This is a genomic window from Pseudomonas sp. OA65 (genome assembly GCF_017498305.1).
Lineage (GTDB): Bacteria > Pseudomonadota > Gammaproteobacteria > Pseudomonadales > Pseudomonadaceae > Aquipseudomonas > Aquipseudomonas zanjanensis.
Genome location: NZ_JAGDEZ010000026.1, coordinates 1 through 26,739 on the forward strand (window position 1 = coordinate 1; position 26,739 = coordinate 26,739).

Below are 26,739 nucleotides of genomic sequence, written 5' to 3' on the forward strand. Positions count from 1 at the left end.
CTGCGGACGCCTCAACCACCTGCGCCTGCCGGACGACAGCCAGCTCAACTACCACCACGCCCCGGGCGGCGCACTGACCGCCATCGACCTCAACGGCACGCGCCTGACCGAACACCGCTTTGACGGCAGCCGCGAACGACAGCGCCAGCAAGGCCAGTTGCTCAGTGACTACACCTACGACAAACAGGGCCGCCTCAAGGCCCAGACCGTGTGGCAGAACCCACAGCAGCAACTGCTCTGGCGCGATTATGCCTACAGCCCCAAGGGCAACCTGCAAACCCTTTCCGACCACCGAAGCCGCCGCAGCTACCAGTACGATTCTCTAGATCGCCTGACTCGCATCGACTTTTCCCACAGCGAACCGCCGGAACACTTCAGCCACGACCCGGCCGGCAACCTGCTGATGCAGGACCGTCCCGGCCCGACCACCCTCAAGGGCAACCGCCTGCTGAAGGAGGGCGACCGCCACTACGACTACGACGCCTTCGGCAACCTGATCCGCGAACGCCGCGGCCAAGCCCTGGTCAGCGCCTACCGCTACGACAGCCAACACCGCCTGGTCGGCGTCACCACGGCGGACGGGCGCGAAACGTCCTACCGCTACGACGCCTTCGGCCGACGCATCAGCAAGACCGTGGACGGCCTGACCACGGAATTTTTCTGGCAGGGCGACCAGGTCGTCGCCGAAAACAGCCCGCGCCATCACCGCAGTTACATTTACGAACCGGACACCTTCCGTCCACTGGCGATGCTCAACGGTGAAGGCCTCGACGCGCGCCCGTTCTACTACCACCTCGACCACCTGGGCACGCCCCAGGAACTGACCAACCCCGCCGGCCAGATCGTCTGGTCGGCGCGCTACAACGGCTACGGCAAACTCACTGAACTCCAGCGCGGCGACGGCGAACAACTGGAACAGCCGCTGCGCTTTCAGGGCCAATACTTCGACCCCGAAAGTGGCCTGCACTACAACCGGCACCGCTACTACAATCCCGAGACTGGCCGCTATTTGACGCCTGACCCGAGCAAGTTGGCGGGTGGGCTCAATGGGTATCGGTACACCCTGAACCCGACGGGGTGGGTGGATCCGTTGGGGTTGGTGGATTGTCCGGGGAAGGGTGGGTGTAGGCCGGGGGTTGGGGAGCAGGATTCGGCGGGTAAGGCTGGGGTGGATGAGGGGGAGCCGAAGCTCCCTCAAACCAAGCCAAAAGATATCTATACCTATCGAGGTGACTCACGAGAGCCTTGGGAAATATTTGAGGCAGGATTCGAACCGTTAGGGTTTAGTACCGATCTATTTTTGCATGCTAAAGATAATCGAAGTCCACCTAGTATTTATGTAAGTACAACTACTTCAAAGGCAGAGGCAATAAAATTCGCGACTGGTTTTGGACTTGAGTCAGGATATGTGTACGTGTTGAAAAATGTGCCGGGTATTGATGTGAATAAAAAACTGGGTTTGATGTCACCGCATAAAAAGGAAGTGGAAATAGCTGTGCCTGGAGGGGTTGATAGGAAAGATATAGTAGGGGCAACGCCAGTGAATGAAGATGGATCCTATGTAGGATACTCAATCCCCAATTTTGACAGGTGATGATATGACTTCTAAAGAGGTGGTAATTGAAATTGATGGCGTCCTTAAGAAAGCGATTTTTAAGTGTGATCGAAAAATTATGGCGATGACCGTAACGATGCCAGATGGAATAGAAAGAAGTTACACTGCGGCGGATTTGTATTTGTGCTTAGGGATGGTTAGGAAAGATTTTCCGGATGTGAGTTTTTTATGTAAGGGAGCCAAAATCAATGTGCATCCCTCGCGAATGTCTTCGCAAATGGCTGGTGGTGTAGTTGCTTATGAAGTCCGTTGGGGAGAGACAGCGGATGAAAGTGACACAGTCAATATTTTTGATTATGAAGATAAGGATTTAACCAACGATATTACAGAGCAGGTTGAATACCATCGGCGGTGGTTGCAATCGTTTAATGCTGGTCCTTGATCGTTCCCACGCTCCCGCGTGGGAATGCATCACGTGACGCTCTGCGTCACATCCAGAAGCGGAACGCAGAGCGTCCCTGGCGACATTCCCACGCAGGAGCGTGGGAATGATCGATAATACTGGCCCTGTGGCGAGGGAGCTTGCTCCCGCTGGCCTGCGCAGCAGCCCCAAAGCCATTCAACGCGGTGACCGGGTAGGTTTACGACTGCTGCGCAGCCGAGCGGGAGCAAGCTCCCTCGCCACGATGATTCGTACAGCCTTTAAGTCCGCGGTCGCCTGTAGGATTGTCGTTCACGCATTCCCGAGGTCTCCACAATTTCCAGTGTGGGAGCGAGCCTGCTCGCGATAGCGCTGTGTCAGTCGCCATCAATGTGGCTGACCTGACCCCATCGCGAGCAGGCTCGCTCCCACAGGTTTCATCAGTGACCTTACGTGTCGCGACTTCGCCTCCAGCCATTAAAAAAACCACCCCTTTGGCACCGATAACATCGTTTCTCGCCCGCCCGGCTTTTCCCTATATTGGCCCTCAGATTCGGTGGATGGCTCAACGTCCACCCCCTCAGTGTGAGTAGCCTCGATGAACAATAAACCTGACAGCACAGGGCTTGATAATGCCGGCGCCGGCACCCGGGCGGTTTGGGGTGGGGAGCAAGTCAGGCACCCCTACAACGCCACGCAAACCCCCATCGTGGCCAGTGCCGCGTACGGTTACGACGACATCGACGTCTGGTACGACGTCGCCCTGGGCAAGGCCCCCGGTTTTATCTACAGCCGCATGAGCAACCCGACCGTCGAGACCCTCGAAGCCAAGATTCGCGAGCTGGAAATGGCCGAGTCCGCCGTGGCCTTCAGCAGCGGCATGGCGGCGATCAGCAGCGTGCTCTACACCTTCCTGGCCCATGGCGATCGCGTGGTGTCGACCAAGGACAGTTACGGCGGCACCAACAAGATTTTCGAAGAGTTCCTGCCGCGCACCGGCGTGGCGGTGACCCTGTGCGAGACCTTCGACCACGACGACCTGGAGCGTGAAATCGCCAAGGGTTGCCAGGTGTTGTACCTGGAAACCCCCACCAACCCGACCCTGAAAATCCTCGACATCCCGCGCCTGGTGGCGGCGGCCAAGCGTGTCGGCGCCGTGGTCGTAGCGGACAACACCTTCGCCACGCCGCTGAACCAAAGTCCACTGGCCCTGGGCGTGGACGTGGTGATTCACAGCGCGACCAAATTCCTCAGCGGCCATGGCGACGTGCTCGGTGGCCTGGTGTGTGGCAGCGAAGCCTTGATGGCCAAGGTGCGGCATTACCGTGAAATCAACGGCGCGAGCCTCGACCCGTTCTCGGCCTACCTGATCATCCGTGGCATGAAGACCCTGGCATTGCGCATGCGCCAGCAACAACACAGCGCTCGGGCCCTGGCCGAATTCCTCTGCACCGAACCGTTGGTGGAGACGGTGAATTATCCCGGCCTGCCCAGCCACCCGAACCACGCCATCGCTTGTGCGCAAATGTCCGGCTTCGGCGCCATCGTCAGTTTTGTCCTGGTCGGTGGCATGGACACGGTCAAGCTGCTCCTGCCGCGCCTGCGCTTCGCCCACTGCGCCGGCAACCTGGGCGCGGTGGAAACCATCTACGGACCGGCCCGCACCACCAGCCATGTCGAGAATACCCTGGAAGAACGCTTGGCCCTGGGCATCTCCGAAGGCTTGGTGCGGGTTTCGGTGGGCATCGAAGACACCGACGATCTGCTGGACGATCTGAAACAGGCCTTTGCGTTCGTCAAAAAGACCCTCGATCCGCAACTCAATGAAGTCCACACCGAGACGGCAAGCTGAAGTTTGAAAGTTGATACCCCGCGACAAGGCTGTCAGCGGGGCGTTCATGAATAGGAATAATAATAAAAGCTCAGCGGCGCTTGTCTGACTCGCGTAGACGTCGATGCGCGCCCTGACATTTCATGAGAACAACCATGTCCATAACAGAACAACAAACCAGTACACGGACCGGCTTCAAGCAGGAAATGCAGACGCGCCATATCGTCATGCTGGCCTTGGGCGGCGTGATCGGCACCGGGCTGTTCCTGACCTCCGGCTATACCGTCAACCAGGCCGGCCCCATGGGGGCGGTGATCGCCTACATCATCGGCGCGCTCATGGTTTATATGGTGATGATGTGCCTCGGTGAGCTGGCGGTACAGATGCCGGAAACCGGTTCCTTCAGCACCTACGCCACGCGCTTCCTCGGCCCCGGCACCGGTTACACCGTGGCCTGGTTGTATTGGCTGACGTGGACGGTGGCCATCGGTTCCGAGTTCACCGCCGCCGGCATCCTCATGACCCGATGGTTTCCCGACACCCCGGTGTGGATCTGGAGCGCGCTGTTCGCGGGCGTGGTGTTCCTCACCAACGTGGTGTCGGTGCGTTTGTTCGCCGAGACCGAGTTTTGGTTGTCGTTGATCAAAGTCCTGACCGTGGTGGTGTTCCTGCTGATCGGTGGTGGTGCGATTCTCGGCCTGTTGAACATCGACCAGGCCCACAGCATCGGCTTGAGTAACTTCACTCGCGAAGGACTTTTTCCTACGGGCTTTATGCCGATTGCGATGACGCTGCTGGCGGTGTCCTTCGCGTTTTCCGGCACTGAACTGATCGGCATCGCCGCCGGCGAAACCAAGGACCCGCAACGCAACGTGCCCCGCGCCATCCGCACCACTGTGCTGCGTCTGGCGGTGTTTTTCGTCGGGACCATTTTTGTCCTCGCGACCTTGCTGCCCCGCGAGCAGGCCGGTCTGGTGGAAAGCCCCTTCGTCACGGTGTTCACCTACATCGGCATTCCGTACTCCGCCGACATCATGAACTTCGTGATCATCACCGCGCTGTTGTCGGCGGCCAACTCCGGCTTGTACGCCGCCTCGCGCATGCTTTGGACCCTCAGCGACCAAGGCCACCTGCCCAAGCAGTTCTCGGCCCTGACCCGCATGGGCACGCCGCTCAACGCGATCATCGTCAGCATGGCCGGCGGCGCGGCGTCGTTGCTCAGCAGCGTGTTTGCCGCCGACACCATCTACCTGGCGCTGGTGTCGATTTCCGGCCTGGCCGTGGTGGTGGTGTGGATGAGCATTGCCGCGAGCCAGATCGCTTTCCGCCGTCACTACGTGGCCAACGGCGGCGACATCCGCGACCTCAAGTTCCGCGTCCGCGGTTATCCGTGGGTGCCGCTGGGGGCGCTGGTGTGCTGCAGCCTGGCGTGTATCGGCATCGCGTTCGACCCTGAGCAGCGAGTGGCGCTGTACTTCGGTCTGCCGTTCATCGCCTGGTGTTACTTCGTGTATTACATTACCCGCAAAAGCCGCGAGCGACGCTTGTCGGTTGCCCTCGTGGCACAACCGTCCGACGCGTTCTAAACCGCGTCGACGGGGCGGGCAAACGGGCTCGGTGCGTGGGGGTCAGCGAGGTAAGAGCATGAAGCAAAAAACGTTGCCCCCGTTGAACTGGTTGCGGGCATTCGAAGTGTCGGCCCGTTGCCTGAACTTCACCCACGCCGCCGACGAATTGTTTTTGACCCAGGGCGCGGTCAGCCAGCAGATCCGCCAGTTGGAAAGTCACCTGGGGGTGGCGCTGTTCAAGCGCTTGCCCCGTGGCCTCGGTCTGACGGAAGAGGGCCAGGCCTACCTGCCAGTGGTGCAGGACGCAATCACGCGACTGGCGGTGGGCACCAACGAAATCTTTGGCCAGCACAAACGCCGGCCGATCAAAGTGCGCGGCAGCCTGGCGTTTTTCGTGCACTGGCTGGCGCCGAAGCTGGTGGACTTTCGCCAGGCGCACCCGCACGTCGATATCCGCTACATCAGCAACATCTGGGTCAAGGAACTCGATGGTGAAGACGACATGGAAATCCGCTGGGGCCACGGCCAATGGCCCGGCCTGGTGTCGCAGCGGCTGACCTGGGACACCTTGTTCCCGGTGTGCTCGCCAGCCTTGATGGCGACGCTGAAGGCGCCGGCGGACGTGGCCAGGCATCCGTTGCTGCACGTGCTGGGTTACGAAGAAGGCTGGGGTTACTGGCTGAAAATGGTCGGTGCCGACTCGGTGGATTCCTCGACCGGCATGCAGTTCGACACGCTGGTCTGCACCTTGCGCATGGCTGAGCTGGGGCAGGGCATCGCCCTGGCGCGGTCGTCGATGGTCAGTGACATGCTCGGCGACGGACGCCTGGTCGAACCCTTCGCCCAGCGCATCGAAGCCAGCGAATCGTTCTACCTGGTGCGCAGTTCCGGGGCCGAACAACACCCGGACGCGGCGCGGTTTTCCACCTGGCTGGTGGAGCAGGCGCACCGTTTCAAATGAACTGTTTTATGTGAGTCTGCGGAGTTGACCATGCGCTATGTGAGTACCCGAAATTCCGCCGTGCAGGTCGATTTCGAAAAAGTCGTGCTGTCGGCCATCGCCGAAGATGGCGGGCTGTTTGTCCCTGTCGAACTGCCGCTCTTCGAACCCCAGGACATCGCCAACTGGTCCACATTGCCCTACGACGAACTGGCCTACCGAGTGATGCGCCCGTTTGTGGGCGAGGCGATCCCCGAGGCCGACTTCAAGCGTATTCTCAAGGAAGCTGGCAGCCAGTTCAGCCATCGCTCCCTGGCGCCGCTGCATCAAGTGGATCGCAACGAATGGGTCCTGGAATTGTTCCATGGCCCGACCCGTTCCTCGAAGGATTTTGCCGCGCAGTTGCAGGCGCGGCTGGTGCAGTACTTCCTGCGTAAACGCGGGCGTCGCGCTGTGGTGATAGGTGTCACCAACGGCGACACCGGCCTGGCCGCCATCGAGGCGTTCAAGCATTGCGACGAAACCGACGTGGTGGTGATCTATCCCGAGGCCGGCGTACCGCAAGACCAACTTCAAGACCTGCAAGCGACGGCGCACCCGCGGGTGCATCAAGTCGCCGTGGTGGGCAGTTTCGATGAATGCCAGACCCTCGTCACCCAACTGTTCCGCCAGCATGCGGCGATCAGTTTCAACTCCAGCAACTGGGTCAGCGTCATGGCGCAGTTGGTGTTTTATTTTCACGCGGTGTTGCAACTGGGCGGCGGTCAGCGGCCCATCGGTTTCAGCGTGCCGGCGGCGAGTTTTGCCGAAGTCTATGCCGGCTACATCGCCCAGAAGATGGGCTTGCCGATCACGCAGATGATCGTCGCCACCAACCAGAATGACGCGCTGCATCAGTTCTTTTTGAAGAACCACTACTCGCGGTTGCGTGCCAGCAAGACCCTGTCGCCGGCCATGGACTTGTCGATCTTTTCCAACCTGGAACGGTTTCTATGGGAGCTCTATGGGCATGATGATCAAGCCGTGAGCGCGCTGATGCACACCTTCGAAACCGACGGCGAAATGAGCATTGGCAACGAGTTCTGGTTACAGGCGCGGATGATCATCGACTCGTACGCGGTGAGTGATGAGCAGACGCTGAACGAGATTACGTCGCTGTACCGCGACACCGGTTATGTCATCGACCCACACACCGCCACCGGCGTGCTCGCGGCGCGCCTGTACCGACGCAGCCTGGTGGCGCCGATGGTGACCCTGGGCGAGATCTCACCGATTAAATCGGCGGTGTTGCTCGGTGAGTTGGGGATCCCCGTGGCGGCGCAACAACGTCCGATGGCCGAGCAGGGCCCGGCGCAGATCCATCGCATCCAGCCGGACGACCTCGCTGTCCTCCATCAACTGCTCGGCACCCTATAACCGGAGGCCCCATGAAGCGAATCCTCGATCCCCTCGACGAACGCATCATCGCCGAACTGCGCCTCAACGCCCGCGCCGCCCACGCCGAGCTGGCGGCCAAGGTCAACCTTTCGCGTAACGCCGTACGCCAACGCATCGAACGGCTCGAACGCGACGGCGTGATCCAGGGCTACACGGTGCGTACGGGGGAGGGCGCGCAAGCGTCGTCGAACATCAACGCGGTGATCTTCGTCTACCGCTACGACCGCATGCGCGGGGCCGAGGTGTTGCAAGCGTTGCAGGCGATGCCGGAAGTGCTCCAGTGCGATGTGATGAGTGGCGAGTTTGATTTGATGCTGAGGGTCGGCGCGGCGAACCCGGAGCGGGTGCATAAGGTGTGGAAAGAGATCTCGGCGCTGCCGGGAGTGGAGAACACTGTGACGTCGTTTGTGTTGTCGTCGGTGGTCTGAAGCCTCACCACTGGACCCTAGGCGCAGAACTACCTGTGGCGAGGGGATTTATCCCCGCTGGGCTGCGCAGCAGACCCCACCAGGTTGACCTCAATCAACCTGACCCACCGCGCTGGATGATCTGGGGCCGCTTCGCCGCCCAGCGGGGATAAATCCCCTCGCCACAAATGGACCTCACCAATCTGAGATACAAGTCGGTTTTTTCCCTACCCACCACTTCGCCCATCCCCTGGTCAAAACGCCCAGAAAATAGAGCAAATTGGCATATTTCACTGCCCGCGCCACCTCCCTAACCTAGATCCCAACAACTCCAATCACCCGGATCAAGGGACACAACAAAAATGACTGAATACAAACTGGCTCTGGTCGGCTTCGGCGGTGTGAACCGGGCATTGGCTCAACTGATTGCCGAGCGCAACCAGCAGTGGAAAACCGAACTCGGCTTCACCCTGAAAATCGTCGGCGTGACCGACCTGTTCCTCGGTTCGGTGATGGACCGCCACGGCCTCGACGCCGCATTGCTGGCCAAACTGCCCACCACCAAAGGCGCCATGGCCCAACTGCCCGGCGGCACCGTCGATGCCCTCAATGAAGCGGTGATCAAAGACTGCGGCGCCGACATCATCGCCGAAGCCACCTTCACCAATCCGGTGGACGGCGAGCCTGCCACCTCGTTCTGCCGCTGGGCCCTGGAGCGCGGCAAGCACGTGGTCACCACCAACAAAGGCCCCATCGCCCTGCACGGCGCCGAACTCAAAGCCCTGGCCCAGCGCAACAACGTCGCCTTCGAATACGAAGGCTCGGTCATGAGCGGCACCCCGGTCATTCGCCTGGCCAAACAAGCCCTGGCCGGCAGCGCCATCACAGGCTTCGAAGGCATCCTCAACGGCACCTCCAACTTCGTCCTCACCGCCATGGAAGGCGGCCTAGGGTTCGCCGAAGCCGTCAGCCAGGCCCAAGCCCTGGGCTACGCCGAAGCCGACCCAACCGCCGACGTCGAAGGCCACGACGTCCGTCTCAAAGTCGTCATCCTCGCCAACGAACTGCTCGACGCCAAACTTACCGTCAACGACGTCACCTGCAACGGCATCGCCTCCCTCAGCCTCGACGACATCGAAAAAGCCCGCCGCGACAACGCACGCTGGAAACTCATCGGCGCCGCCACCCGCAATGCCGACGGCTCCATCAGCGCCAGCGTCGAACCGCGCCTGCTCAGCAACAACCACCCGCTGGCGAGCATCAGCGGCGCCACCAACGCTGTGTCGTTCACCAGCGAACTGCTCGGCGCCGTCACCGTCTCCGGTCCGGGCGCAGGCCGCATCGAAACCGCCTTCGCGCTGCTGTCGGACATCATCCACATCCACCAATCGGCAACCCGCAAACAGGAGCACACCCTGTGAACGTATCGCGCCTGGCCCTGGCGGTCGTCGAACCGCACATCGAAGTCCTCAACCCATTTGACGGCAGCATCGTCGGTACCGTCGCCGACCTCAAAGCCTCAGAAGTCCCGCAACTTCTGGAGACCGCACGCAGCGGCGCAAAAACCTGCGCCGCACTCCCACGTCATCGCCGCGCCAGCATCCTCGAACACGCCGCCCTGAACATCGAACGCGACGCCAAAGCCTTCGCCCGACTCATCGTCGACGAAGCCGGCAAGACCCTCAAACAGGCGGAAAAAGAAGTCAAACGCTGCGTCAACACCCTCAAACTCTCCGCCGAAGAAGCCAAGCGCAACGCCGGCGAAATCGTCCCGTTCGACGCCTACGAAGGCGCCGAATCGCGCCAGGGCTGGTTCACCCGCGAACCCCTGGGCCTGATCGTCGCCATCACCCCCTACAACGACCCGCTCAACCTGGTCGCCCACAAACTCGGCCCGGCCATCGCTGGCGGCAACGCGGTCATCCTCAAGCCGTCCGAACTGGCGCCGTTGTCAGCCCTCAAGTTGGTCTCCTACCTGGTCGCCGCCGGCCTGCCTGAAACCGTGGTCACTGTCGCCACCGGTGGCGCGGAGCTGGGTAAAGCCCTGGTGGCCGCCCGCGACGTGCGGATGATCTCCTTCACCGGCGGCTTCGTCACCGGCGAACAAATCGCCCGCACCGCCGGCCTGAAAAAACTCGCCATGGACCTCGGCGGCAACGCCCCCGTCATCGTCATGGGCGACTGCAACCTCGACGCCGCCGTCGACAGCTGCGTCTCCGGCGCCTTCTGGGCCGCCGGGCAAAACTGCATCGGCACCCAACGCCTGCTCATCCACGCACCGATCTACGCAGCCTTCCGCGAACGCTTCGTCAACCAGGCCCAAGCCCTCGTCGTCGGCAACCCACTGCTCGCCAACACCGACATCGGCCCGATGATCACCCAACACGCCGCGCAAAACGCTGAGCAAGTGGTGAACGAAGCGCTGCAACAAGGTGCCACGTTGCTTTGCGGGCATCGGCGTCAGGGCAACTGCTACGCCGCCACCGTCCTGGAAAACGTCGATCATTCCAGCCGGATCTGGCGCAACGAAGCCTTCGCGCCTGTGGTGGTGTTGCAGCCGTTCGACACGTTTGATGAAGCCATCGCGTTGGCTAACGAACCTGAATACGCGCTTCACGCCGGGATCTTCACAAATGATTTATCCACGGCTATGAGCGCTGCACGACGGATCGAAGCAGGGGGCGTGATGATCAATGATTCGTCGGATTTCCGGTTCGATGCGATGCCGTTTGGCGGATCGAAGTACGGGAGCTTGGGCAGGGAAGGGGTGCGGTTTGCATACGAGGAAATGACCCAGCCGAAGGTGGTTTGTTTGAATACGTTGGGGTGAGGGGCGAGTCAGTCCCAAGAAGTCGCTTTATCTGTCATGTCGCTAAAACGCCATTTTGACGACACGTTTTGTTCTCATGTCGCCGGTAGCGACATGAGAATGGAACGTGTCGCAAAAATCAAAAAACAGCGACACGTTGTGTCGGCCCTCTGTGGAAGCAGGCCTGTTCACGAAAAGGCCAGCAAACCCAACCCCGCAACCAAGTCAAACCCTTGTGGGAGCAAGGCTTGCCCGCGATAGCGCAACACCAGCCACATCAAAACAACTGACCCACCGCCATAACAGCCATACCACGCCCAACTGTGGGAGCGAGCCTGCTCGCGATAGCGCCAAGCGCTCAGAACACCAAGCGTGCCGGCAACATCGGCGATCTCCCAAAAAACTAACTTCTTCAATCGCTCAAAGCTGAAACGTATCAGCTACGAGAAAAAACCAAAGTATGCGCAAATGCATTTTTATGCTTGACTGCATAGGCAAGCCTCGATAAGGTGATTTCACTGTATGCACATACAGTATTTTTAAATCACCACTTATTTAAATCCATTCATGGACGAGGCTCTAACTCATGAAAACCACCACTGAAAAATTCGGTGCAACCCCCCATCAACCCAGCCTCTGGACCCGCGCCGACGCGCTGAAAGTCCGGGCCGATGACCCCACCACCACCCAGCCGCTGGTCAGCGCGGATTTCCCGGTCCTGAACAACGACGTGTTCATCTGGGACACCATGCCCCTGCGCGACCTGGACGGTAACGTGACGTCCGTCGATGGCTGGTCGGTGATCTTCACCCTGACCGCCGACCGTCATCCAAACGACCCGCAGTACCTCGACGAGGACGGCAACTACGACATCCTCCGCGATTGGAACGACCGCCACGGTCGGGCAAAGATGTACTACTGGTTTTCTCGTACCGGCAAGAACTGGGAATTCGGTGGCCGCGTGATGGCCGAAGGCGTTTCGCCCACCGCCCGCGAATGGGCCGGCACGCCGATCCTGTTGAACGACCGAGGTGAAGTGGACCTGTATTACACCGCTGTCACCCCAGGCGCGACCATCGTCAAGGTGCGTGGCCGGGTAGTGACCACTGAACACGGTGTCAGCATGGTCGGCTTCGAGAAGGTCAAGCCGCTGTTCGAGGCCGACGGCAACCTGTACCAGACCGAAGCACAAAACGCCTTCTGGGGCTTCCGCGACCCATGGCCTTTCCGCGACCCGAAAGATGGCAAGCTCTACATGCTGTTCGAGGGCAACGTCGCCGGTGAGCGCGGCTCCCACAAAGTAGGAGAAGCAGAAATCGGCGACGTGCCGCCGGGTTATGAAGACGTCGGCAACTCGCGCTTCCAGACCGCCTGTGTCGGCATCGCCGTGGCCCGCGACGCGGACGGTGACGACTGGGAAATGTTGCCGCCACTGCTGACCGCCGTCGGGGTAAACGACCAGACCGAGCGCCCGCACTTCGTGTTCCAGGATGGCAAGTACTACCTGTTCACGATTAGCCATACCTTCACTTATGCCGACGGTGTAACCGGGCCGGACGGGGTGTACGGTTTTGTCGCGGACTCGCTGTTCGGCCCTTACGTGCCGCTGAACGGTTCCGGCCTGGTGCTGGGCAACCCGTCCTCGCAGCCATTCCAGACCTACTCGCACTATGTCATGCCAAACGGCCTGGTGACCTCCTTCATCGACAGCGTACCGACCGACGAAACCGGCACGCAGATTCGTGTCGGCGGCACCGAGGCACCCACGGTGGGCATGAAGATAAAAGGGCAGCAGACGTTCGTGGTGGCCGAGTACGACTACGGTTACATCCCGCCGATGCTTGACGTCACGCTCAAGTAACAGCGACACCGGGGTTTCAGGCAGCGGGTTTGCGGTCGATGGCAAAACCGTCGTGGATAGGATCGAGATATCCCGCCTGATTCACTGCGACGTTGCTCGCAAGCCCCATTGAACAACGTGTCGTAACCCTCTTCGCGACTGGCTGCAAGGATGCAGCCAGTCGCGCATGCATTCCCCCTGCGACATATGCACACATGCTGCTCCTCTGTGGGAGCGAGCCTGCTCGCGATAGCGGTGTGTCAGTCAACATTTCGGCCAGTTGTTTATCGTGATCCCACGAGACCAGCCACGACCGACATCACCTTGCGCCATTGCCTACAACTACGCCAGAATCCGCCGGCTTGTGCGTTTTGGGGGCCGTCGGTAGTTTGAACCTGTCACTGAGCATCAGTGATCGGGTTTCGCAGCCCGGACTCTATAGGCGCACAACGTCACCTTCGAAAGCAGATTACCCATGTCTGTGATTTCGTCAGAGGTGGCTGTGCGTGGGAGACCCCATGGGTCTGCCGGTCCCTAGAGTCCCGGTCTGCGAACCCGCGTACAGCTGCCACCCCAACTTCGTTTCGCAGCGAATGGTGGTAGCTCCAACAGACTCTAGGAGCTTTACCATGGCTAAAATTACACCGAACCCGCCAGCTACAGATGAGCATGTATCTCGCGCTCAGTCTGCTCGTAACAAGAAGCTCGATGAAGCTGCTGAACGGGCTTTGGATTTTTATCTGAAGCCTACGCCGAAGAAAGAAATATCTGACAATCCCAACAGTATCTTTCGTATCGCGCCTGATGTTGATTCGGAATGTCTGCTTGCCAGTCTCAGTGAAAACCTGGCTGCGGCCAATGCCATGATCAATGATCTGGCGTTTGACCTTGAGGGTTCGCGACGGCGTGTTGCGATGGGGATTTTGCAGGTGATTGAGGTGAGTGAGCTGCTGGCGAATCGGGCTCTGGATATTGTTGAGGTGAGGTAACAAGGGGCCGCGCTTACCCCGGGTATGAAGAAAGGTCTTGCTAGGCAAGACCTTTTTGTATCCCGCGAGTCCCGAAGCGACGAGCGCCAAAATTGTCCAACAACCTGTTGGATAATTGTCCACGTCAGCAGACATCAGTGGGTGCGGTGAGTGGCAAGCCCGCTGGGTCAATCTTCCACGAAGTAATCGCTATCCAAGTGCTTCACTTCGTAAACCTGTTTGACGTTGCAGCCGAGATTGTTTTCGACCATCAGCCGTGCCAGCTCCAACCCCTCGATCAAGACCACTTTGATATCCAGGCTCATGGCGGCCTCACGGGCTCCGTTGGAAAAGTCCGAAGTAGTAATGAACACACCCTTACGGGCGCGTTGGCGGGTGAGGGCGCCGATGAACTTGTCGATTTCCGGGCGGTGTACGGTGTTGGTCCAACGCTTGGCTTGCAGGTAGATGACGTCCAGGCCGAGCTTGTCTTCTTTGATGATTCCGTCGATGCCGTCGTCGTTGGTTTGTTGCGTCGCTCGACCTGCTTCCTTACGTGAACCGCCGTAGCCCATGGCGATCATCAGATCGACTACCAGTTGCTCGAAAAAAGTTGGTGAAGCTGCACGCACTAGGGCCAGCAGTTCATCCGCCAATGATTGCGTCAGCGCCTGGTGTGCTGCGGCCAGTTGCTCGTCGGGAGTAGCTTGTTCGACCGGTTCGTTCTGCAAGGCTAACGCTGGGTCATCGGCGGGACTGGTCGTATGGAACGCGGCGAATTCAGGGTATTGCTTGAGCCACCTAACGGTAATACGTGCCGGCCCGCTGTTCAGCGCCTCTCGACCGCGTTCGGTGATTTGCACCAATCCCTTTGCCGGAATGCTCAGCAGCCCCGCCTTATTCAGATAGGTGCGCGCCCAACCGACTCGATTGTTAATGACCGTTTGTTTGCCGGAAGGGAGGCGTTCACTGCGCTCCTCCTCGGTGAGCTGAAACTCGGTGGCAATACGCTCGCGAAGTTCGCTTAGGGCTAGCGGAGTGTTGTCGGCGACGGTGGCCAGGATCGGTCGCATGACGCTCTGAAAGTCCGGAATGGGCATAAGTAACTTCCTGTTCAGTTGGCGGGGCGTATTAAAGCAGGTGCGGATCCTGGTTGTCGTGCGCCTCGACCTTCACCTAAATAGTGACTGATGTGGTTGGGCCGGGGACTTACTGATATCGAGCGTCTGCAGCATCAGTGGATACCTGCCTGATCTGCGCAAGGTATGTTCCCCTGCCGCTTTGTGGTGGCGCGATCGACCTTAAGCCTGAGTTCGAAAGGTCACGAGCAAGAGAATACTTCAGACTCCTTCAACTTCGATCCCATGTTCTGCCAGCCATGTCTTGCGCTGTGCGTAGTCAGGCATGACGCGCTCCAGGCGGAGCCAAAACTCTGGGGTGTGATGTGGCTCTTGCAGATGCACCATCTCATGCACCACCACATATTCCGCAATGGGCTTGGGCAGCAGGATTGTTTTCCAATGGAAATAGAGCTGAGCGCCTTTGCCGCAGGAGCCCCAGCGATAGCCCAGATCCTGCACACGCACACCGCTGGGGACCAGGTCCATTCGGGCTTGGTGGTTCTTGACGCGTAAGGCCAGCCAACTGCGGGCATGTTCGCTGTACCAACGGATGAAATGTTCGCGGGCTCGTGGTAGTTCGCTACGCAGCAGGCGGAAGCGACCGGCAGAAAGTTTCAACGGCACATCCTGCTCATCAACCAGTTTGAGGCGATAACTTCGCCCCAAATACAGAAACCCCTCTCCGTCGACGTATTCCTTGGTGGGGATTGAGCGCTGCAGGCGTTCCTTTTCGGCAAGACGCGAGTAAATCCAGAAGCTTTTTTCCGCTACGAATTGCCGCAGCGCTTGCTCCTCAACCTCTGGCGGGGCAGACAGGATAAGTGCGCCGTCACGCTCGACAGTGATCTGTAGCGTCTTGCGCCGCGCGCTGCGGCGTAGCGTCAGTTGCAGATCGTTTACGGTGAGGGTTTGATTGCTCACAGCTGCATCAACCGTTCATGGCTGGCTCTCGCTTGATCCATAAGGCGGTCAGACAGCACCCCCGCAGTATCGCTATCCACCAAGGGCGGACGCAGTCGCATCAGATAATCGAATAGCTGCCCGGCCAGCTCCTCCTGTGCCGCTCGCTTGCGCGGGCTCCAGATATCGCGGTGGCTTTGGAGTTCGCCCACCAACAGGTCGACCAGTTCCACTGTCACATCTTTCAAACGCAGCAGCTCGGCGGGCTGCGGATTGGCGTCGGCACACACCACATCCAGCAGGGTGCGCAGGAAGGGGGCATAGTGTTCGGGCAAATCCAGGGGGTTGTAGTCATCGCTCATTTGACCGCTGCGCAGCTCGTTGATGATCTTCTGCATCTGCTCAACCAACTGATCCCACTGCTCGCCCAGCGACTTGAGCAGCTCGTTCAGGCGTTCGGACAGCTTGCGATAAAGCACTGGATCTTCATCAGTATGCTTGCGCACATGCGAGCGAATGGCGTGCTCCATCTCTGAGGCCTTGGCACGGTCGTTGACGCTACGCGACAACTGCTTCTCGAAGTCTGCATCGGTGAGTTGGATTGGCGGAATCTTCGGGTCGATGCCCAGCGAAATAACATGATCGTCGATCAGCTTGCGCACCTTGGCGCCGACATCCTTGCCCAGTTGCGGCAGGTCCTTGTAACGCCTGCGCGCACGTGCATGGATATAGGCCAGGCGCTTGGCATCCTTGACGAAGGGCAGGGCCTCGGGGCGTGGCAGTACGGTGTCCAATGAGTTGAGGAACGCTTTGAGTTTTACCGCAAATTCGGCGCGCACCTTTTCCGACTCCAGTGCGGCAATGCAGGCTTCGGCATCTTCCAGCGACTCGACGCCCTGGCGACGCAGCACATCCACCACGCGAAGATGACGATCGCGCAGTACCGGCACCTCGTCCTTGATGCTGCTCAGCGCACCTTCGATATCCTCGTCGGCATAGGCTGCCAGCGCTTCGCGCAGGTGGTTGGCGACCCCGTAGTAGTCGACCACGATGCCGCAGCGCTTGCCGAAACCAGTACGGTTGACACGGGCAATGGCTTGCAGCAGCTCGGCCTCTTTGATTGGCCGGTCAAGGTACATGACCCCTTCGATGGGGGCATCAAAGCCGGTGAGCAACATAGACTTAACGATCAGGAAAGCCAGCGGGTCGGCCTTGCCCGGCTGCTCATGATTCAGGGGCTTCTTGAAGCGCTGGATCAGCAGCTCGTGCTTGCTGCCATCCGTCCAGGTTTTCCACTCGGCCGGATCGTTATTTGAGCCAGAAATAATCGGCGCGAACTCCAGGCAGCGTAGCCTGTCGCGATAGCGCCACGCCTGCACGCGCGCCTGCAGCTTGGGTGGACGCTGGCACAGTGCTTCATCGTCGAGGTCCTTGTCGGCTGCTGGCAACGCTTCGGCCTCGGCCAGCAACTCATCGCGGGCGGCCTGCAGCGCGTGGAAATAGCGGATTGCCGCAATCCGGCTGTAGGCTACAACCTGTGCCTTGTAGCCATTGGGTAGGATATTGGTGACGTAATGTCTGAGGATGTCGCGCGCCTTATCAGCGATCAGCGCGGGGGCATCAAAAATATGGCCCTTGGTGGCGTACTTTCTCTTGATCAGTTCCAGCTCGTCCTGGCTGTGCTCGCGGAATAAATCCTCGAACAGCTCATCCAGGCTCGCCCCATCTTTCAATGCACCCTGGGCAGTGCGTCCTTCGTAAAGCACCGGCACTGTAGCGCCATCTGCCTCGGCTTCCTTGATGGTGTATTTGTCGATGAACGCGCCGAAAATTTCGTGGGTGCGTTTCTTATCGCCCATGATGATCGGTGTACCGGTAAAGCCGATGCGCACGCAGTTGGGCAGGCCCGCCAGCAGGTTCGCCTGCAGATCGCCGGCCTGGGTGCGGTGCGCCTCATCGATCAATACCAGAATGCTTTCGTCGTGGTTGAGCACCTCGAATGGTTTGCTGACCAGATAAGGCGCGCGCTTTTCGGCGGCTTTGAGGGATGTCGCAGCTTGCGCAGGGATCGGCGCCTCCCCATCTTCCTCCTGCTCGGGATTGCGATACTTTTGGATGGTGGCGAATACCAGACCGGGGCCCTGGCGACGTGCCAAGGCTTTAACACCCTCGATATTGGAGGCCACCTCCGGCAGTTCACCGCTCAGGGTGGCGGTGGCGGCGAGCTGGCTTTGAAGGTCTTTACGGTCAGTGACCACGATGACTTTGAAGCGGCGCAGCTGTGTGTCCGTGCGCATCTTGCGCACCAGAAATACCATGGTCAGGCTCTTGCCCGAACCCTGGGTGTGCCAAACGATGCCGCCGCGCTGGTCGCTCTCGCCATGCTCGACGCGTGTCTGGCCGTGTTTCATGCGGATCACCGTGCGGTTCACCGCGCGGTACTGCTGGTAGCGGCAGACCGTCTTGATGGTCTGCCCGCCAACCTGCATAAACAGCATGAAATGCCGGATCAGATCGAGCAGATGGGCCGGCGTCAGCATTCCTGCCACCAGGCGCTCCTGCTCGGACAGTTTGGCTTTGCCTAGCTGCTCGGCTACTGACTGCTCGCTGCCGCTACCTTCCGGGCCAACCACGGTTTTCCATTGGGAGAAATGCCCGAAGCCGGCCCCAATGCAGCCCACCCGTGCTTCGTCGTAGCTACTGGCGACCAACAGCTGCACGCTAGCGAACAGTGTTTCGTTGCCCTCGTTGTCCTCGACTTCGAAGGCTGCCTTGCGCTGGTTGCTGTAGCGGCGCAATTGATCGACAGCTTCGGCCAGCGGTTCTGGGATGGAGGGGCTCTTGCACTCCACCACTACCAGCGGGATGCCGTTCACCAGCAACACCAGATCCGGGACGATAAATTTCTTGCCGCTGCTGTACCCCGGTGGGCAATCCACTCGGAACTGGTTGATCACGCTGAAGTGGTTATTGGCCGGGGTGGCCCAGTCGATGTACTGGATGGTCTGGCCACGCCCGCCTTCCCAGCCCTGGAGGCCGTCGACAGTAATGCCTTTGAGCAGCAGCTCAGTGACTGTCTGGTTGGCTTCCATCAGCTTGCCGGCGCCCACGCGGGTAATGGCCGCCAGTGCTTCGGCAATGCGCTGCTCATCCAGCCAGGGCTGACCGTCGCGCAGGTTGATGGCACGCAAGCACTCGGCCAGTGCGGCCCGCTGAATCACTTCACTGAAACTGCTGCGGCCAGTGATGGCCGGGTCGTCGAGGCTGCCCTCGGTATGCTTCCAGTTCAGCCCCTGTAACTGAGTCACAAAGGGTTTTTCGACGTCATCCAATTCCCAGCCCACGGTTACTCCTTTAATCCAGTTCAGGCGTGTATGGGGTCATACAGGCTCATAGTGGCTCATTCCGGCTCATTCCCACTCATTCCCGCACATTCCCGCACATTCCCGCACATTCCCACGCATTCCCACGCATTCCCACGCATTCCCGCACATTCCCACGCATTCCCGCACATTCCCGCACATTCCCGCACATTCCCGCACATTCCCACGCATTCCCGCACATTCCCACGCATTCCCGCACATTCCCACACATTCCGGCTCACTCCAATGTGCCAAGGGTGTAGGTTGCCCCTCGATTCTTGCCGCTCTGTGCAATGGCGCCTTTATCTTTCAGCTTTTTCAGCAGCTTGGCCGCCTGGTCAGTTGATATGCGACATAGCCCCATGACCTCGGCACGTTTGATTTGCCCATGCTGCTGCACATAGTTCAGCACCATCTGCTCATGCTGAATCGGAGCGAAGCCTGCCTGGCGGGTATAGCCGGCCTTGTCGCCCACAGCCTGATACAGGCTGGCCGACAGGGTATAGCTGCGCCCTCGGGTAGAACCGTGGGCCTCGACCAATCCGGCTTCGGTCAGGGCTTCCAGGGTGCGTTTGGCACTGGCGGTGTCGCGCTGGATCTGTACAGCCAGTTCGTCGGCCTTGACGCGCTTGGTTTCACGCAGGGCGGCCAGGGCGATCAGGCTGTCGATGGGCAGCTCGGCGTGGGTGGCGCGCTCGTGTTCGACTACCAGCCGACGAAAGTCCAGGTCGGCCTCGGCTGTGGGCAGGCGCAGCACAACGCTCTGGGCGGTGGTGTAGCCGTAATCCGGGGCCGGGCGGCCGAACTTGAGCATGCCGCGGAAAATCTTGTCCACGCCTCGGCCGGAGCGTTCGACCACACCGATGCGCTTCATGGCGTCGGCCAGGGCCGGGTTGCGCGGGCGCGGTTCGGTCACCAACAGGTTGGCCAGGGTGACGCCATCGACCAGGCCACCGGGGTTGCTGACCACCAGGGCGTCGTCCTCCAGGCGCACATGCACCGCGCCTCTGCCGTGGTAGTCGCGATGCACCAAGGCATTGGCTACGGCTTCACGGAAGGCACCGAGGTCGACCTTTGGCACTGGCACGCGGAACAGGCCAACCTGCAGTTCTTCCTCTGGGTTGTAGGGGCGGAAGTTGGTTTCCAGCCAGTCCAGTGCCTTGAGCAATGGGAAGCGGCGAAACTCGTTGAAGCGCACTGCCTGCTGGGCCAGCACCTGGAAAGCGAACTCGTGGGTGGGTACTAGTTGGCGAAGGGAGGTTTCCCTACCGATCAGTAGCAGGCCGGTGAGGGTTGGCACGCGCGTACCGTCTGGCTGGCGCGCAGTGAGCAGTAGTGCGCCGTCCAGAGCTTCATCGTCCAGTTCCAACAGCACGCGGTCGCCGCCGTATTGCTGTACTGCCTGGCGCAGACGTTCGCGTTCCAGCGGGTCGAGGTCGGAAAGGGTGGCGCCTGACACCGGCTGGGCAGAGACATCGAGCAGGCCGAAGTTGCTTGCGCGGCTGTTGCGTTCATGGGGCAGCATGGCTACGCATTCGGGAGTGCCGTCGTGCTTCAAGCGGCGGCGCAGGTAGACGCCGCTGGTGGTGGCCACCTCGCCCTGGGCCTTGGGCACATGGATGCGAGCCACGGTCACTCCATTCAGGTCGATCGCCTCGGCCTGTACGTTCAGCGACGGCGAGGTACGCGCTGCGACCATGCCGGCCAGGCCTTCCAGCAGGCGATGCTCGGCATGCAGGCCGGTGGGTGTGCCGTCGTCCTCGACACCCAGCCATAGCTCGCCGCCCTCGGCATTGGCCAGACAGACCAGCGCCTCGATCAGTTCGCGGTCGGGGAGCTTGCTGCGGTCGCTTTTGAACTCGACGGTGAGGGACTCGCGGGACGGTAGGCGCTGGGGCATATCAGACTTCCGTTGGTGCAGCATGCTGAAAAGACTCCAGCAGCAAGGTGACGTGCACGCGGCCGGTCAGCAGATCGTCCATCACGCCGGATTTTTGTCGATTTAATTTTGAAAGTAACGATTCTTCATTTTCTAGTCGCGCTGTCATGCCCGAGATCCGCGATACAATGGCATTCATCTCATTTTCCTCTGGCCAAGGAGTACTCATCCCTGCCAACTTTGAGATGTATAAATGCTTGATCGTAGAGCCACCAGAATCAGCCAGCATTCTCTCTTGACCGATAGGAGACTGGAGATAGGTTGCAAGATAGGACGAGTCAGCGCCGGTTTTGGGCGAAAGAACAGCGACAGATTGATTCACGCAGACGTCATCACGGTCGAGAACGGCAACACGGCCGAGAGTTCCGTCCTTGGTAACAAGCACATCGCCAACGTTCGGCCGGCTCTTTGCTGAGAGCAATCGAAATGCGCGTTCAGTGGTATGACGTGCTTGCTCGTACAAAATTCTGCTTTCCGATACGTCAGTGGCTGTCAGCATCCACGGGCCTTCATCGGTTGTCGGCATTGGGCTTGTAAAACCATAGGTAATCCTTGCCAAACGCTTAGCCAAATCTGTGCATTGCCACTCCCTCGGAATCCAACCCAAGGGTGACTCCTTGTAGAGTTGCGGCGCTTCGCTCTGTGGTGGTCGCAGTTGGCCGTTGGAGTCGATGCCTCGGGTCAATAAGTCGTGCAGCAGGCCCTGCTTGACGGCCTTGAGCTTGTCGATCAACGCCTCGGTTTCGCGTATGGCGGTGTCGAAGGTGTCCAGTATTTGGGCAATCTTACGCCGCTCTCCGAATTCTGGTCGGTAAACCTCCAGCTCATAAACATCCCTCCGGTTCAATCCTGGGATACCGGTAGATGTATCCAGTAGATGAAGGGGCAACCAAGACAATACCCAATACACCCAACGACGCTCTTCTGGCGGACAATTCACCCAATACGTCGTATCAATGGGCCAGAAATTTTCATCAGACCAAGTGACCTTGCCAACGCTGCCCTTACGACCGACAACAATCCCCGGCCCAGCGATCAGTGCCGATCGATGGCGACCAACCTCACCATTTGAGCCAAATACGGGAAAGCCGTGTCCAGTGCGGCGTTCGGCAGGTAGCGGTTCACCATATTCAAGAGAGAGGAGCGCGTCGAGCTTAGACATACTCCAACCCCTTCAGGAACCCATGTAACGCCTTTGCCGCAGCATCGCGCTTCTGCTCGATTTCGTTCAGCGTTACCCGGTACTTGTCCCACCAGTTCTCGAAGGCGGCGACTAACTGCTTGCGCTGGGCGGCGATATAGCGTTCGACGATGGCCTGCATATCGTTGTGCAGGATGGTCAGCAGCAGTTCAGCGGCTTGCTGCTCGTTCAGCCCGTCGACGGCCTGATTCAGGTGGCTGGCGAAGTTTTCTTGCCGATTCTTGAGCTGTTTCTTTACCTTGGTCAACTCGGCTTTCCAGGCTTTGAGCTGGGCTTCGTCGACGGTGTTTTCTTCGTCATCGGTATCCGTTGCGTTGTCGGCCTCGTCAGCCTCTTCCCCCTTGGTTGGGGATGCGGCCTTGAGCTGACTATCCAGTTCGGTCTTTTTTGCTTCCAGCTCGGCCAAATCGGCAACGAAATCGCCGAGCAGGAATTTCACCAGCTTGTGCTCCAGCGGGCTTTGCTTGCTGGTCTTGTCTTCCAGAGCGGTGACTATGCCGGTGCGCCAGGCATCAATCACGCCCCGGCTGCCGCGGGCCATCAGGCCGAGAAAGTCATATTTGCTCTGGTACCAGAAGCCTGCGACGATGCCCCGAATCTGGAAGGGGTCGAGCAGGCCAATGCTTTCCAGCGTCTGGCTAAAACTGGCTAGCAGTTCGCCGCGCAACTCGACCAGGGCAGCGCTGTTATCCAGCTTCCCAGTCAGGGCGGTGATACGCGGGCTGTGTTTGTACCACCAGCTCTCGAAGGCATCACGGAGGGCAGCCTCCTTAGCCAGCAGGCCGGCGTTACCTTCGACGGCCGGCTTGAGGTCGGCGCGACGGTTCAGCTCGCCGCTAAAGTCTAAATACAGCGCATCGCGTGCCACGAACAGGTCTTGCGGGTCGAGACCCTGGGCGGCAAATAGCGGAGCTTTCGCTTCGACTTCGGCCTTGGGCACGCCACCCAGCAGGTGGGCACGCACATCATGCGGCTCGGGCAGCGGTGTGTTATTCACATAGCGGCGGATATTAAGGTTGTAGTCGTTGTCGCGCAGTGTGGTGATATCCACCACGTCGCTAAAACCATCGACCCGGCGAAATTCGTTGAAGGCGGTAGTGATTTTCTCGATATGTTCGGGCAGCAGGTAATTCTGCGCGCGGCCTTCGAAGTATTCGCGGTCGGCGTTGATGAACAGCACCTTGCCTTGGCGCGCTGCAGGTTTACTGCTGATGCGGTTGGCGCCTTCCTGCTTTTGTTGGCGCAGGATGAGGATACAGGCGGGGATGCCGGTGCCATAGAACAGGTTGGCCGGCAGGCCGATTACGGCCTCCAGCAGATCGTTCTCGATAATGCCAGTGCGAATGCTGCGTTCCTCACCGCTCCGGAACAGCACGCCATGGGGCAGTACGGTGGCAACCATGCCCTCGTCGCGGGTCACGGAGAGCATGTGCTGGAGGAACATCAGGTCGGCTTTTTTCGAGCCCAACGGCACTTCGCCGAAGCGGAAACGCTGCTCGCGGAATGTCGGGTTCCAGGCCAGGCTGCCATCCGGACTTTTCTCGGAGTGGCCCCAGTTGATGGAGAACGGCGGGTTGGTGAGGATGCGGTCGAAGCGGCGCAGTTCGCCGCCCTCGATATGCCGAGGGTCGGCCAGGGTGTCTTCGTTCTCCAGCCAGGCGTTGCTGATGCCGTGCAGCAGCATGTTCATCTGCGCGATGGACCAAACGGTGCCGTTGAATTCCTGGCCGAACAGGTTTGCCTTGCGGCCGTCCTCGCCGTGCTCGTCGATATACTCCTTGGCAGCAATCAACATACCGCCCGAACCGCAGCAGGGGTCATAGATATCGTGGGCTAGGGTCGGCTTGAGCAGTTGCACCATCAGTCTCACCACCGGGCGAGGCGTATAGAACTCGCCGCCTTTCTTGCCGGCCGAATCGGCGAACTCTGCTATCAGGTATTCGTAGGCAGCACCCAGCAGGTCGGGAAATTCGAAGTCACTGTTGCGAAGGCGCACGTCACCGAAGTGGGTGATGAGTTGGCGCAGCTTCTGATCGGGAAGCTTGCTCTGGCCGACCTTGCGGGTGAAGTCGATGTGCTCCAGCACCCCTTCCAAGGAGACGTTATTTTCCTCAATGCCACCCAGCGCCTTGTTGAGCAGGTTGCCGACATTGATGTGCGCTTCGTTGAGCAAATACTTGAAGCGCGAATGGCTGGGCACCCAAAAACTACCATCGCGCTTGTACCATCGCGGGTTTTCCGCCGTGACAAAGGCTTCGGCCTTGCTCTTGCCAGCGTTTATCTCATCGACAACGACCTGCTCATAGCGCTCCTCGAATACGTCGGAGCAGCGCTTGAGGAACAGCATGCCAAAAATGTATTCCTTGAATTCCGAGGCATCCATCTTGCCGCGCAGAATATCGGCAGCTTTGAACAGATGGCGTTCCAGTTGTTGCAGCGTGAGGGGCATTGCGGAATCTCTTGTGGGCGCTCAGGGAGCGAATGCCGATCCTGATGGTATTAAATGCCGGGGATTGTATCCCAATCCAAGCCTGGCACTGAGCAGTCTCGGTTGTACGGGGTCAGGTTGTGTGGCGCAAGACAGGATGCCCGGATGCTTACGCTTAAATGCCGTCGCTGCGAAGGTAGGTACAGATTTCAGACATTAAAAAAGCCGGCTTATGGCCGGCTTCTCGTTGACTGATTCAGCTCGTTTTTGACAAACCTTACCAGCCTTCAAAACGTACATCCGGCTCTTGCGGCCGGCTGTGGGACTTGGTCAGAAAGTGATCTGCCTTGTCGGTGCGAGGCGTGGGCTCGCAAATGTGGGGCGGAGGATACGCGGGTTTGCTTTGGAATCCCAGTGGTAAGTGGTGTGGAATCATTGGGTTAGGGTGATTCAGGGGGAAAGCAGGGGGCTGCTGCGCAGCCCAGCGGGAGCAAGCTCCCTCGCCACGAAAAGCGATCCCTGCCGTTGGGGAGTCAATCGAACACCGGCGGTCTCTGTTTGTTGAGGGTTGACCACCAGAACACCCAGCCGATCACGTGGATGTGTTGCGCGTCGATCTGTTCGGCACTGAAGACCTCGTCAGGATACGCAGCACTGTTATGACTACGCAGGCGCAGTCGATTACCGGGGATTCGGTGCAGGTATTTGATGCGGAGCATGCCGTCATGTTCGAGGGCATAAATTTGGCCGTCGACAATTTGCGTCAGGCCGCGGTCGATGGCGAGGGTGGAGCCGTCTTCGATGCGTTCGGCCATGCTGTCGCCGACCATGGTGATGCAAATGGCGTCGCTGGGGTCTATTTCCAGGGATTCGAGGTGGCTGCGGGGTAGGCGGATGGATTGGTCAGGGATTTCGACGATGTGGGTTTTGGTTTCGCCGGGGGCGATGGGGACCTCCTTGTAGAAAGGCAGTTCGATGTCCGTGGGTTCGGCCACGCTGTAGACGCCGTCGTTTTCGGCCGCTTCATAGGTGGTGCCGGGGCCGAGGCCCAATGGGGTTTGCGGGCCTTCGCCGTGGGCGAGCCATTGCGGGCTGACGGTCAGCAGGCTGGCGATGGAATGGATGCGCCCGGGCGGGATGCCACGGTTGAACCAGTTGTTCACGTGTTGGGATTTCACGCCATATAACTTCGCAAAGTCGGCGGAACGGATGTTCGCTTCTTTTAGAAGGGCTCGGAAGCGGTCGCCACTGGACTGTATTTTCATAAACGGGAAGTTTAGGGGCGACGATGTTTTCGGCAATAAACAGCTTGTTCAAATATATAAGATGATCTTTCCGTTTGCAGGAATTGAAAGGCGCGGGCTAAACGGGTTTAAACGATGTTAATACGTGTATGTATTAAGTCCCATTAAGGCATAAAAAAACCCCGGCGCAAACCGGGGTTTTTTATTCAAATACAGTTTCAGCCTTTGTAGGCGGCAACCGACTTGGTGATCGCTTCGCGGGCGGCGTCTGCGCCGGCCCAGCCTTCGATTTTGACCCACTTGCCTTTTTCGAGATCTTTGTAGTTCGCGAAGAAGTGTTCGATCTGTTGGATCAGCAGCGGTGGCAGGTCGGTGTATTCCTTCACGTCGACGTACAGTTGCGACAGTTTGTCGTGTGGCACTGCGATGACTTTGGCATCGCCGCCGCCGTCGTCGGTCATGTTCAGGATGCCGACTGGACGGGCACGGATGACCGAGCCTGGGGCCACTGGGTATGGGGTCACGACCAGCACGTCGAGGGGGTCGCCGTCGTCGGCCAGGGTGTTGGGGATGTAACCGTAGTTGGCCGGGTAGAACATCGGGGTAGCCATGAAACGGTCAACGAACAGGCAGTCGCTGTCTTTGTCGATTTCGTATTTGATCGGGGCGTGGTTGGCCGGGATTTCGATTGCGACGTAGATGTCGTTCGGCAGGTCTTTGCCAGCCGGAATCTTGCTGTAGCTCATTGGGCGGTGCCCCCGTTAGTTG

At 59.4% G+C, this 26,739-nt stretch carries 19 protein-coding genes; 11 read left to right on the forward strand and 8 right to left on the reverse strand.

Annotation, left to right across the window (positions count from 1 at the left end):
* The 11 genes from J3361_RS20130 to J3361_RS20180 all read left to right on the forward strand — a co-directional run.
* Window positions 1–1,594: RHS repeat-associated core domain-containing protein (locus tag J3361_RS20130; protein WP_207966044.1), on the forward strand; the 1,594-nt coding region annotated here is incomplete at its 5' end.
* Window positions 1,595–1,598: 4 nt separating this feature from the next.
* Window positions 1,599–1,997, forward strand: coding sequence for a hypothetical protein (locus J3361_RS20135; RefSeq protein WP_053188563.1), 399 nt, complete (start codon window positions 1,599–1,601; stop codon window positions 1,995–1,997).
* Window positions 1,998–2,574: 577 nt separating this feature from the next.
* Window positions 2,575–3,828, forward strand: coding sequence for a cystathionine gamma-synthase family protein (locus tag J3361_RS20140; protein WP_207966045.1), 1,254 nt, complete (start codon window positions 2,575–2,577; stop codon window positions 3,826–3,828).
* A 134-nt stretch (window positions 3,829–3,962) separates the two neighbouring features.
* Window positions 3,963–5,393 (forward strand): amino acid permease, encoded by a 1,431-nt coding sequence (locus J3361_RS20145; RefSeq protein WP_207966046.1) that lies wholly within the window; start codon window positions 3,963–3,965, stop codon window positions 5,391–5,393.
* Window positions 5,394–5,451: 58 nt separating this feature from the next.
* Window positions 5,452–6,336, forward strand: coding sequence for a LysR substrate-binding domain-containing protein (locus J3361_RS20150; RefSeq protein WP_207966047.1), 885 nt, complete (start codon window positions 5,452–5,454; stop codon window positions 6,334–6,336).
* A 30-nt stretch (window positions 6,337–6,366) separates the two neighbouring features.
* Window positions 6,367–7,731, forward strand: a complete 1,365-nt coding sequence (gene thrC, locus J3361_RS20155; protein WP_207966048.1) for a threonine synthase — start codon at window positions 6,367–6,369, stop codon at window positions 7,729–7,731.
* A gap of 11 nt (window positions 7,732–7,742) precedes the next feature.
* The gene (locus tag J3361_RS20160) at window positions 7,743–8,180 is read left to right on the forward strand and encodes an Lrp/AsnC family transcriptional regulator (protein WP_053188548.1); all 438 of its coding nucleotides are present in this window, start codon (window positions 7,743–7,745) and stop codon (window positions 8,178–8,180) included.
* Window positions 8,181–8,521: 341 nt separating this feature from the next.
* Complete coding sequence (locus J3361_RS20165; RefSeq protein ID WP_207966049.1) at window positions 8,522–9,580, forward strand: homoserine dehydrogenase; 1,059 nt, start codon at window positions 8,522–8,524, stop codon at window positions 9,578–9,580.
* Window positions 9,577–10,989, forward strand: coding sequence for an aldehyde dehydrogenase family protein (locus J3361_RS20170; protein WP_207966050.1), 1,413 nt, complete (start codon window positions 9,577–9,579; stop codon window positions 10,987–10,989). The genes J3361_RS20165 and J3361_RS20170 overlap by 4 nt, the downstream gene beginning before the upstream one ends.
* 565 nt (window positions 10,990–11,554) lie before the next feature.
* Window positions 11,555–12,829 (forward strand): glycoside hydrolase family 68 protein, encoded by a 1,275-nt coding sequence (locus tag J3361_RS20175; RefSeq protein ID WP_207966051.1) that lies wholly within the window; start codon window positions 11,555–11,557, stop codon window positions 12,827–12,829.
* Between the two features lie 608 nt (window positions 12,830–13,437).
* Window positions 13,438–13,797: a DUF6124 family protein gene (locus tag J3361_RS20180; protein ID WP_207966052.1), complete on the forward strand. Its 360-nt coding sequence runs from the start codon at window positions 13,438–13,440 to the stop codon at window positions 13,795–13,797.
* 167 nt (window positions 13,798–13,964) lie between these two features.
* Here J3361_RS20180 and J3361_RS20185 read toward each other — a convergent pair whose 3' ends face one another.
* From J3361_RS20185 to ppa, 8 genes are all read right to left on the reverse strand, one after another.
* Complete coding sequence (locus J3361_RS20185; protein ID WP_207966053.1) at window positions 13,965–14,876, reverse strand: restriction endonuclease; 912 nt, start codon at window positions 14,874–14,876, stop codon at window positions 13,965–13,967.
* A gap of 240 nt (window positions 14,877–15,116) precedes the next feature.
* Entirely contained in the window at window positions 15,117–15,818 is a 702-nt protein-coding gene (locus J3361_RS20190; RefSeq protein ID WP_207966054.1) for a SprT family zinc-dependent metalloprotease, read from the reverse strand.
* Window positions 15,815–19,141 (reverse strand): type I restriction endonuclease subunit R, encoded by a 3,327-nt coding sequence (locus tag J3361_RS20195; RefSeq protein ID WP_207966055.1) that lies wholly within the window; start codon window positions 19,139–19,141, stop codon window positions 15,815–15,817. Before J3361_RS20195 ends, J3361_RS20190 begins: the two co-directional genes overlap by 4 nt.
* Before the next feature lie 256 nt (window positions 19,142–19,397).
* Entirely contained in the window at window positions 19,398–21,059 is a 1,662-nt protein-coding gene (locus tag J3361_RS20200) for an ATP-binding protein (RefSeq protein WP_207966056.1), read from the reverse strand.
* A gap of 1 nt (window position 21,060) precedes the next feature.
* Complete coding sequence (locus J3361_RS20205; RefSeq protein WP_207966057.1) at window positions 21,061–22,260, reverse strand: restriction endonuclease subunit S; 1,200 nt, start codon at window positions 22,258–22,260, stop codon at window positions 21,061–21,063.
* Window positions 22,253–24,748, reverse strand: coding sequence for a class I SAM-dependent DNA methyltransferase (locus J3361_RS20210; RefSeq protein WP_207966058.1), 2,496 nt, complete (start codon window positions 24,746–24,748; stop codon window positions 22,253–22,255). The genes J3361_RS20205 and J3361_RS20210 overlap by 8 nt, the downstream gene beginning before the upstream one ends.
* Window positions 24,749–25,260: 512 nt before the next feature.
* Window positions 25,261–25,992 carry a helix-turn-helix transcriptional regulator gene (locus tag J3361_RS20215; protein WP_207966059.1) on the reverse strand — a complete coding sequence of 244 codons (732 nt, stop codon included), beginning with the start codon at window positions 25,990–25,992 and terminating at the stop codon, window positions 25,261–25,263.
* 197 nt (window positions 25,993–26,189) lie between these two features.
* On the reverse strand, window positions 26,190–26,717 hold the full coding sequence (gene ppa / locus J3361_RS20220) for an inorganic diphosphatase (RefSeq protein WP_003205933.1): 528 nt from the start codon (window positions 26,715–26,717) through the stop codon (window positions 26,190–26,192).
* Window positions 26,718–26,739 lie beyond the last annotated feature (22 nt).

Bases quoted from the DNA above. Each gene is read 5' to 3' on its own strand.
- J3361_RS20140 (WP_207966045.1), top strand. From the start codon at position 2,575: ATGAACAATAAACCTGACAGCACAGGGCTTGATAATGCCGGCGCCGGC.
- J3361_RS20135 (WP_053188563.1), top strand. From the start codon at position 1,599: ATGACTTCTAAAGAGGTGGTAATTGAAATTGATGGCGTCCTTAAGAAA.
- J3361_RS20160 (WP_053188548.1), top strand. From the start codon at position 7,743: ATGAAGCGAATCCTCGATCCCCTCGACGAACGCATCATCGCCGAACTG.
- J3361_RS20150 (WP_207966047.1), top strand. From the start codon at position 5,452: ATGAAGCAAAAAACGTTGCCCCCGTTGAACTGGTTGCGGGCATTCGAA.
- J3361_RS20180 (WP_207966052.1), top strand. From the start codon at position 13,438: ATGGCTAAAATTACACCGAACCCGCCAGCTACAGATGAGCATGTATCT.
- J3361_RS20215 (WP_207966059.1), bottom strand. From the start codon at position 25,992: ATGAAAATACAGTCCAGTGGCGACCGCTTCCGAGCCCTTCTAAAAGAA.
- ppa (WP_003205933.1), bottom strand. From the start codon at position 26,717: ATGAGCTACAGCAAGATTCCGGCTGGCAAAGACCTGCCGAACGACATC.
- J3361_RS20145 (WP_207966046.1), top strand. From the start codon at position 3,963: ATGTCCATAACAGAACAACAAACCAGTACACGGACCGGCTTCAAGCAG.
- J3361_RS20185 (WP_207966053.1), bottom strand. From the start codon at position 14,876: ATGCCCATTCCGGACTTTCAGAGCGTCATGCGACCGATCCTGGCCACC.
- J3361_RS20205 (WP_207966057.1), bottom strand. From the start codon at position 22,260: ATGTCTAAGCTCGACGCGCTCCTCTCTCTTGAATATGGTGAACCGCTA.
- J3361_RS20210 (WP_207966058.1), bottom strand. From the start codon at position 24,748: ATGCCCCTCACGCTGCAACAACTGGAACGCCATCTGTTCAAAGCTGCC.
- J3361_RS20200 (WP_207966056.1), bottom strand. From the start codon at position 21,059: ATGCCCCAGCGCCTACCGTCCCGCGAGTCCCTCACCGTCGAGTTCAAA.
- J3361_RS20165 (WP_207966049.1), top strand. From the start codon at position 8,522: ATGACTGAATACAAACTGGCTCTGGTCGGCTTCGGCGGTGTGAACCGG.
- thrC (WP_207966048.1), top strand. From the start codon at position 6,367: ATGCGCTATGTGAGTACCCGAAATTCCGCCGTGCAGGTCGATTTCGAA.
- J3361_RS20175 (WP_207966051.1), top strand. From the start codon at position 11,555: ATGAAAACCACCACTGAAAAATTCGGTGCAACCCCCCATCAACCCAGC.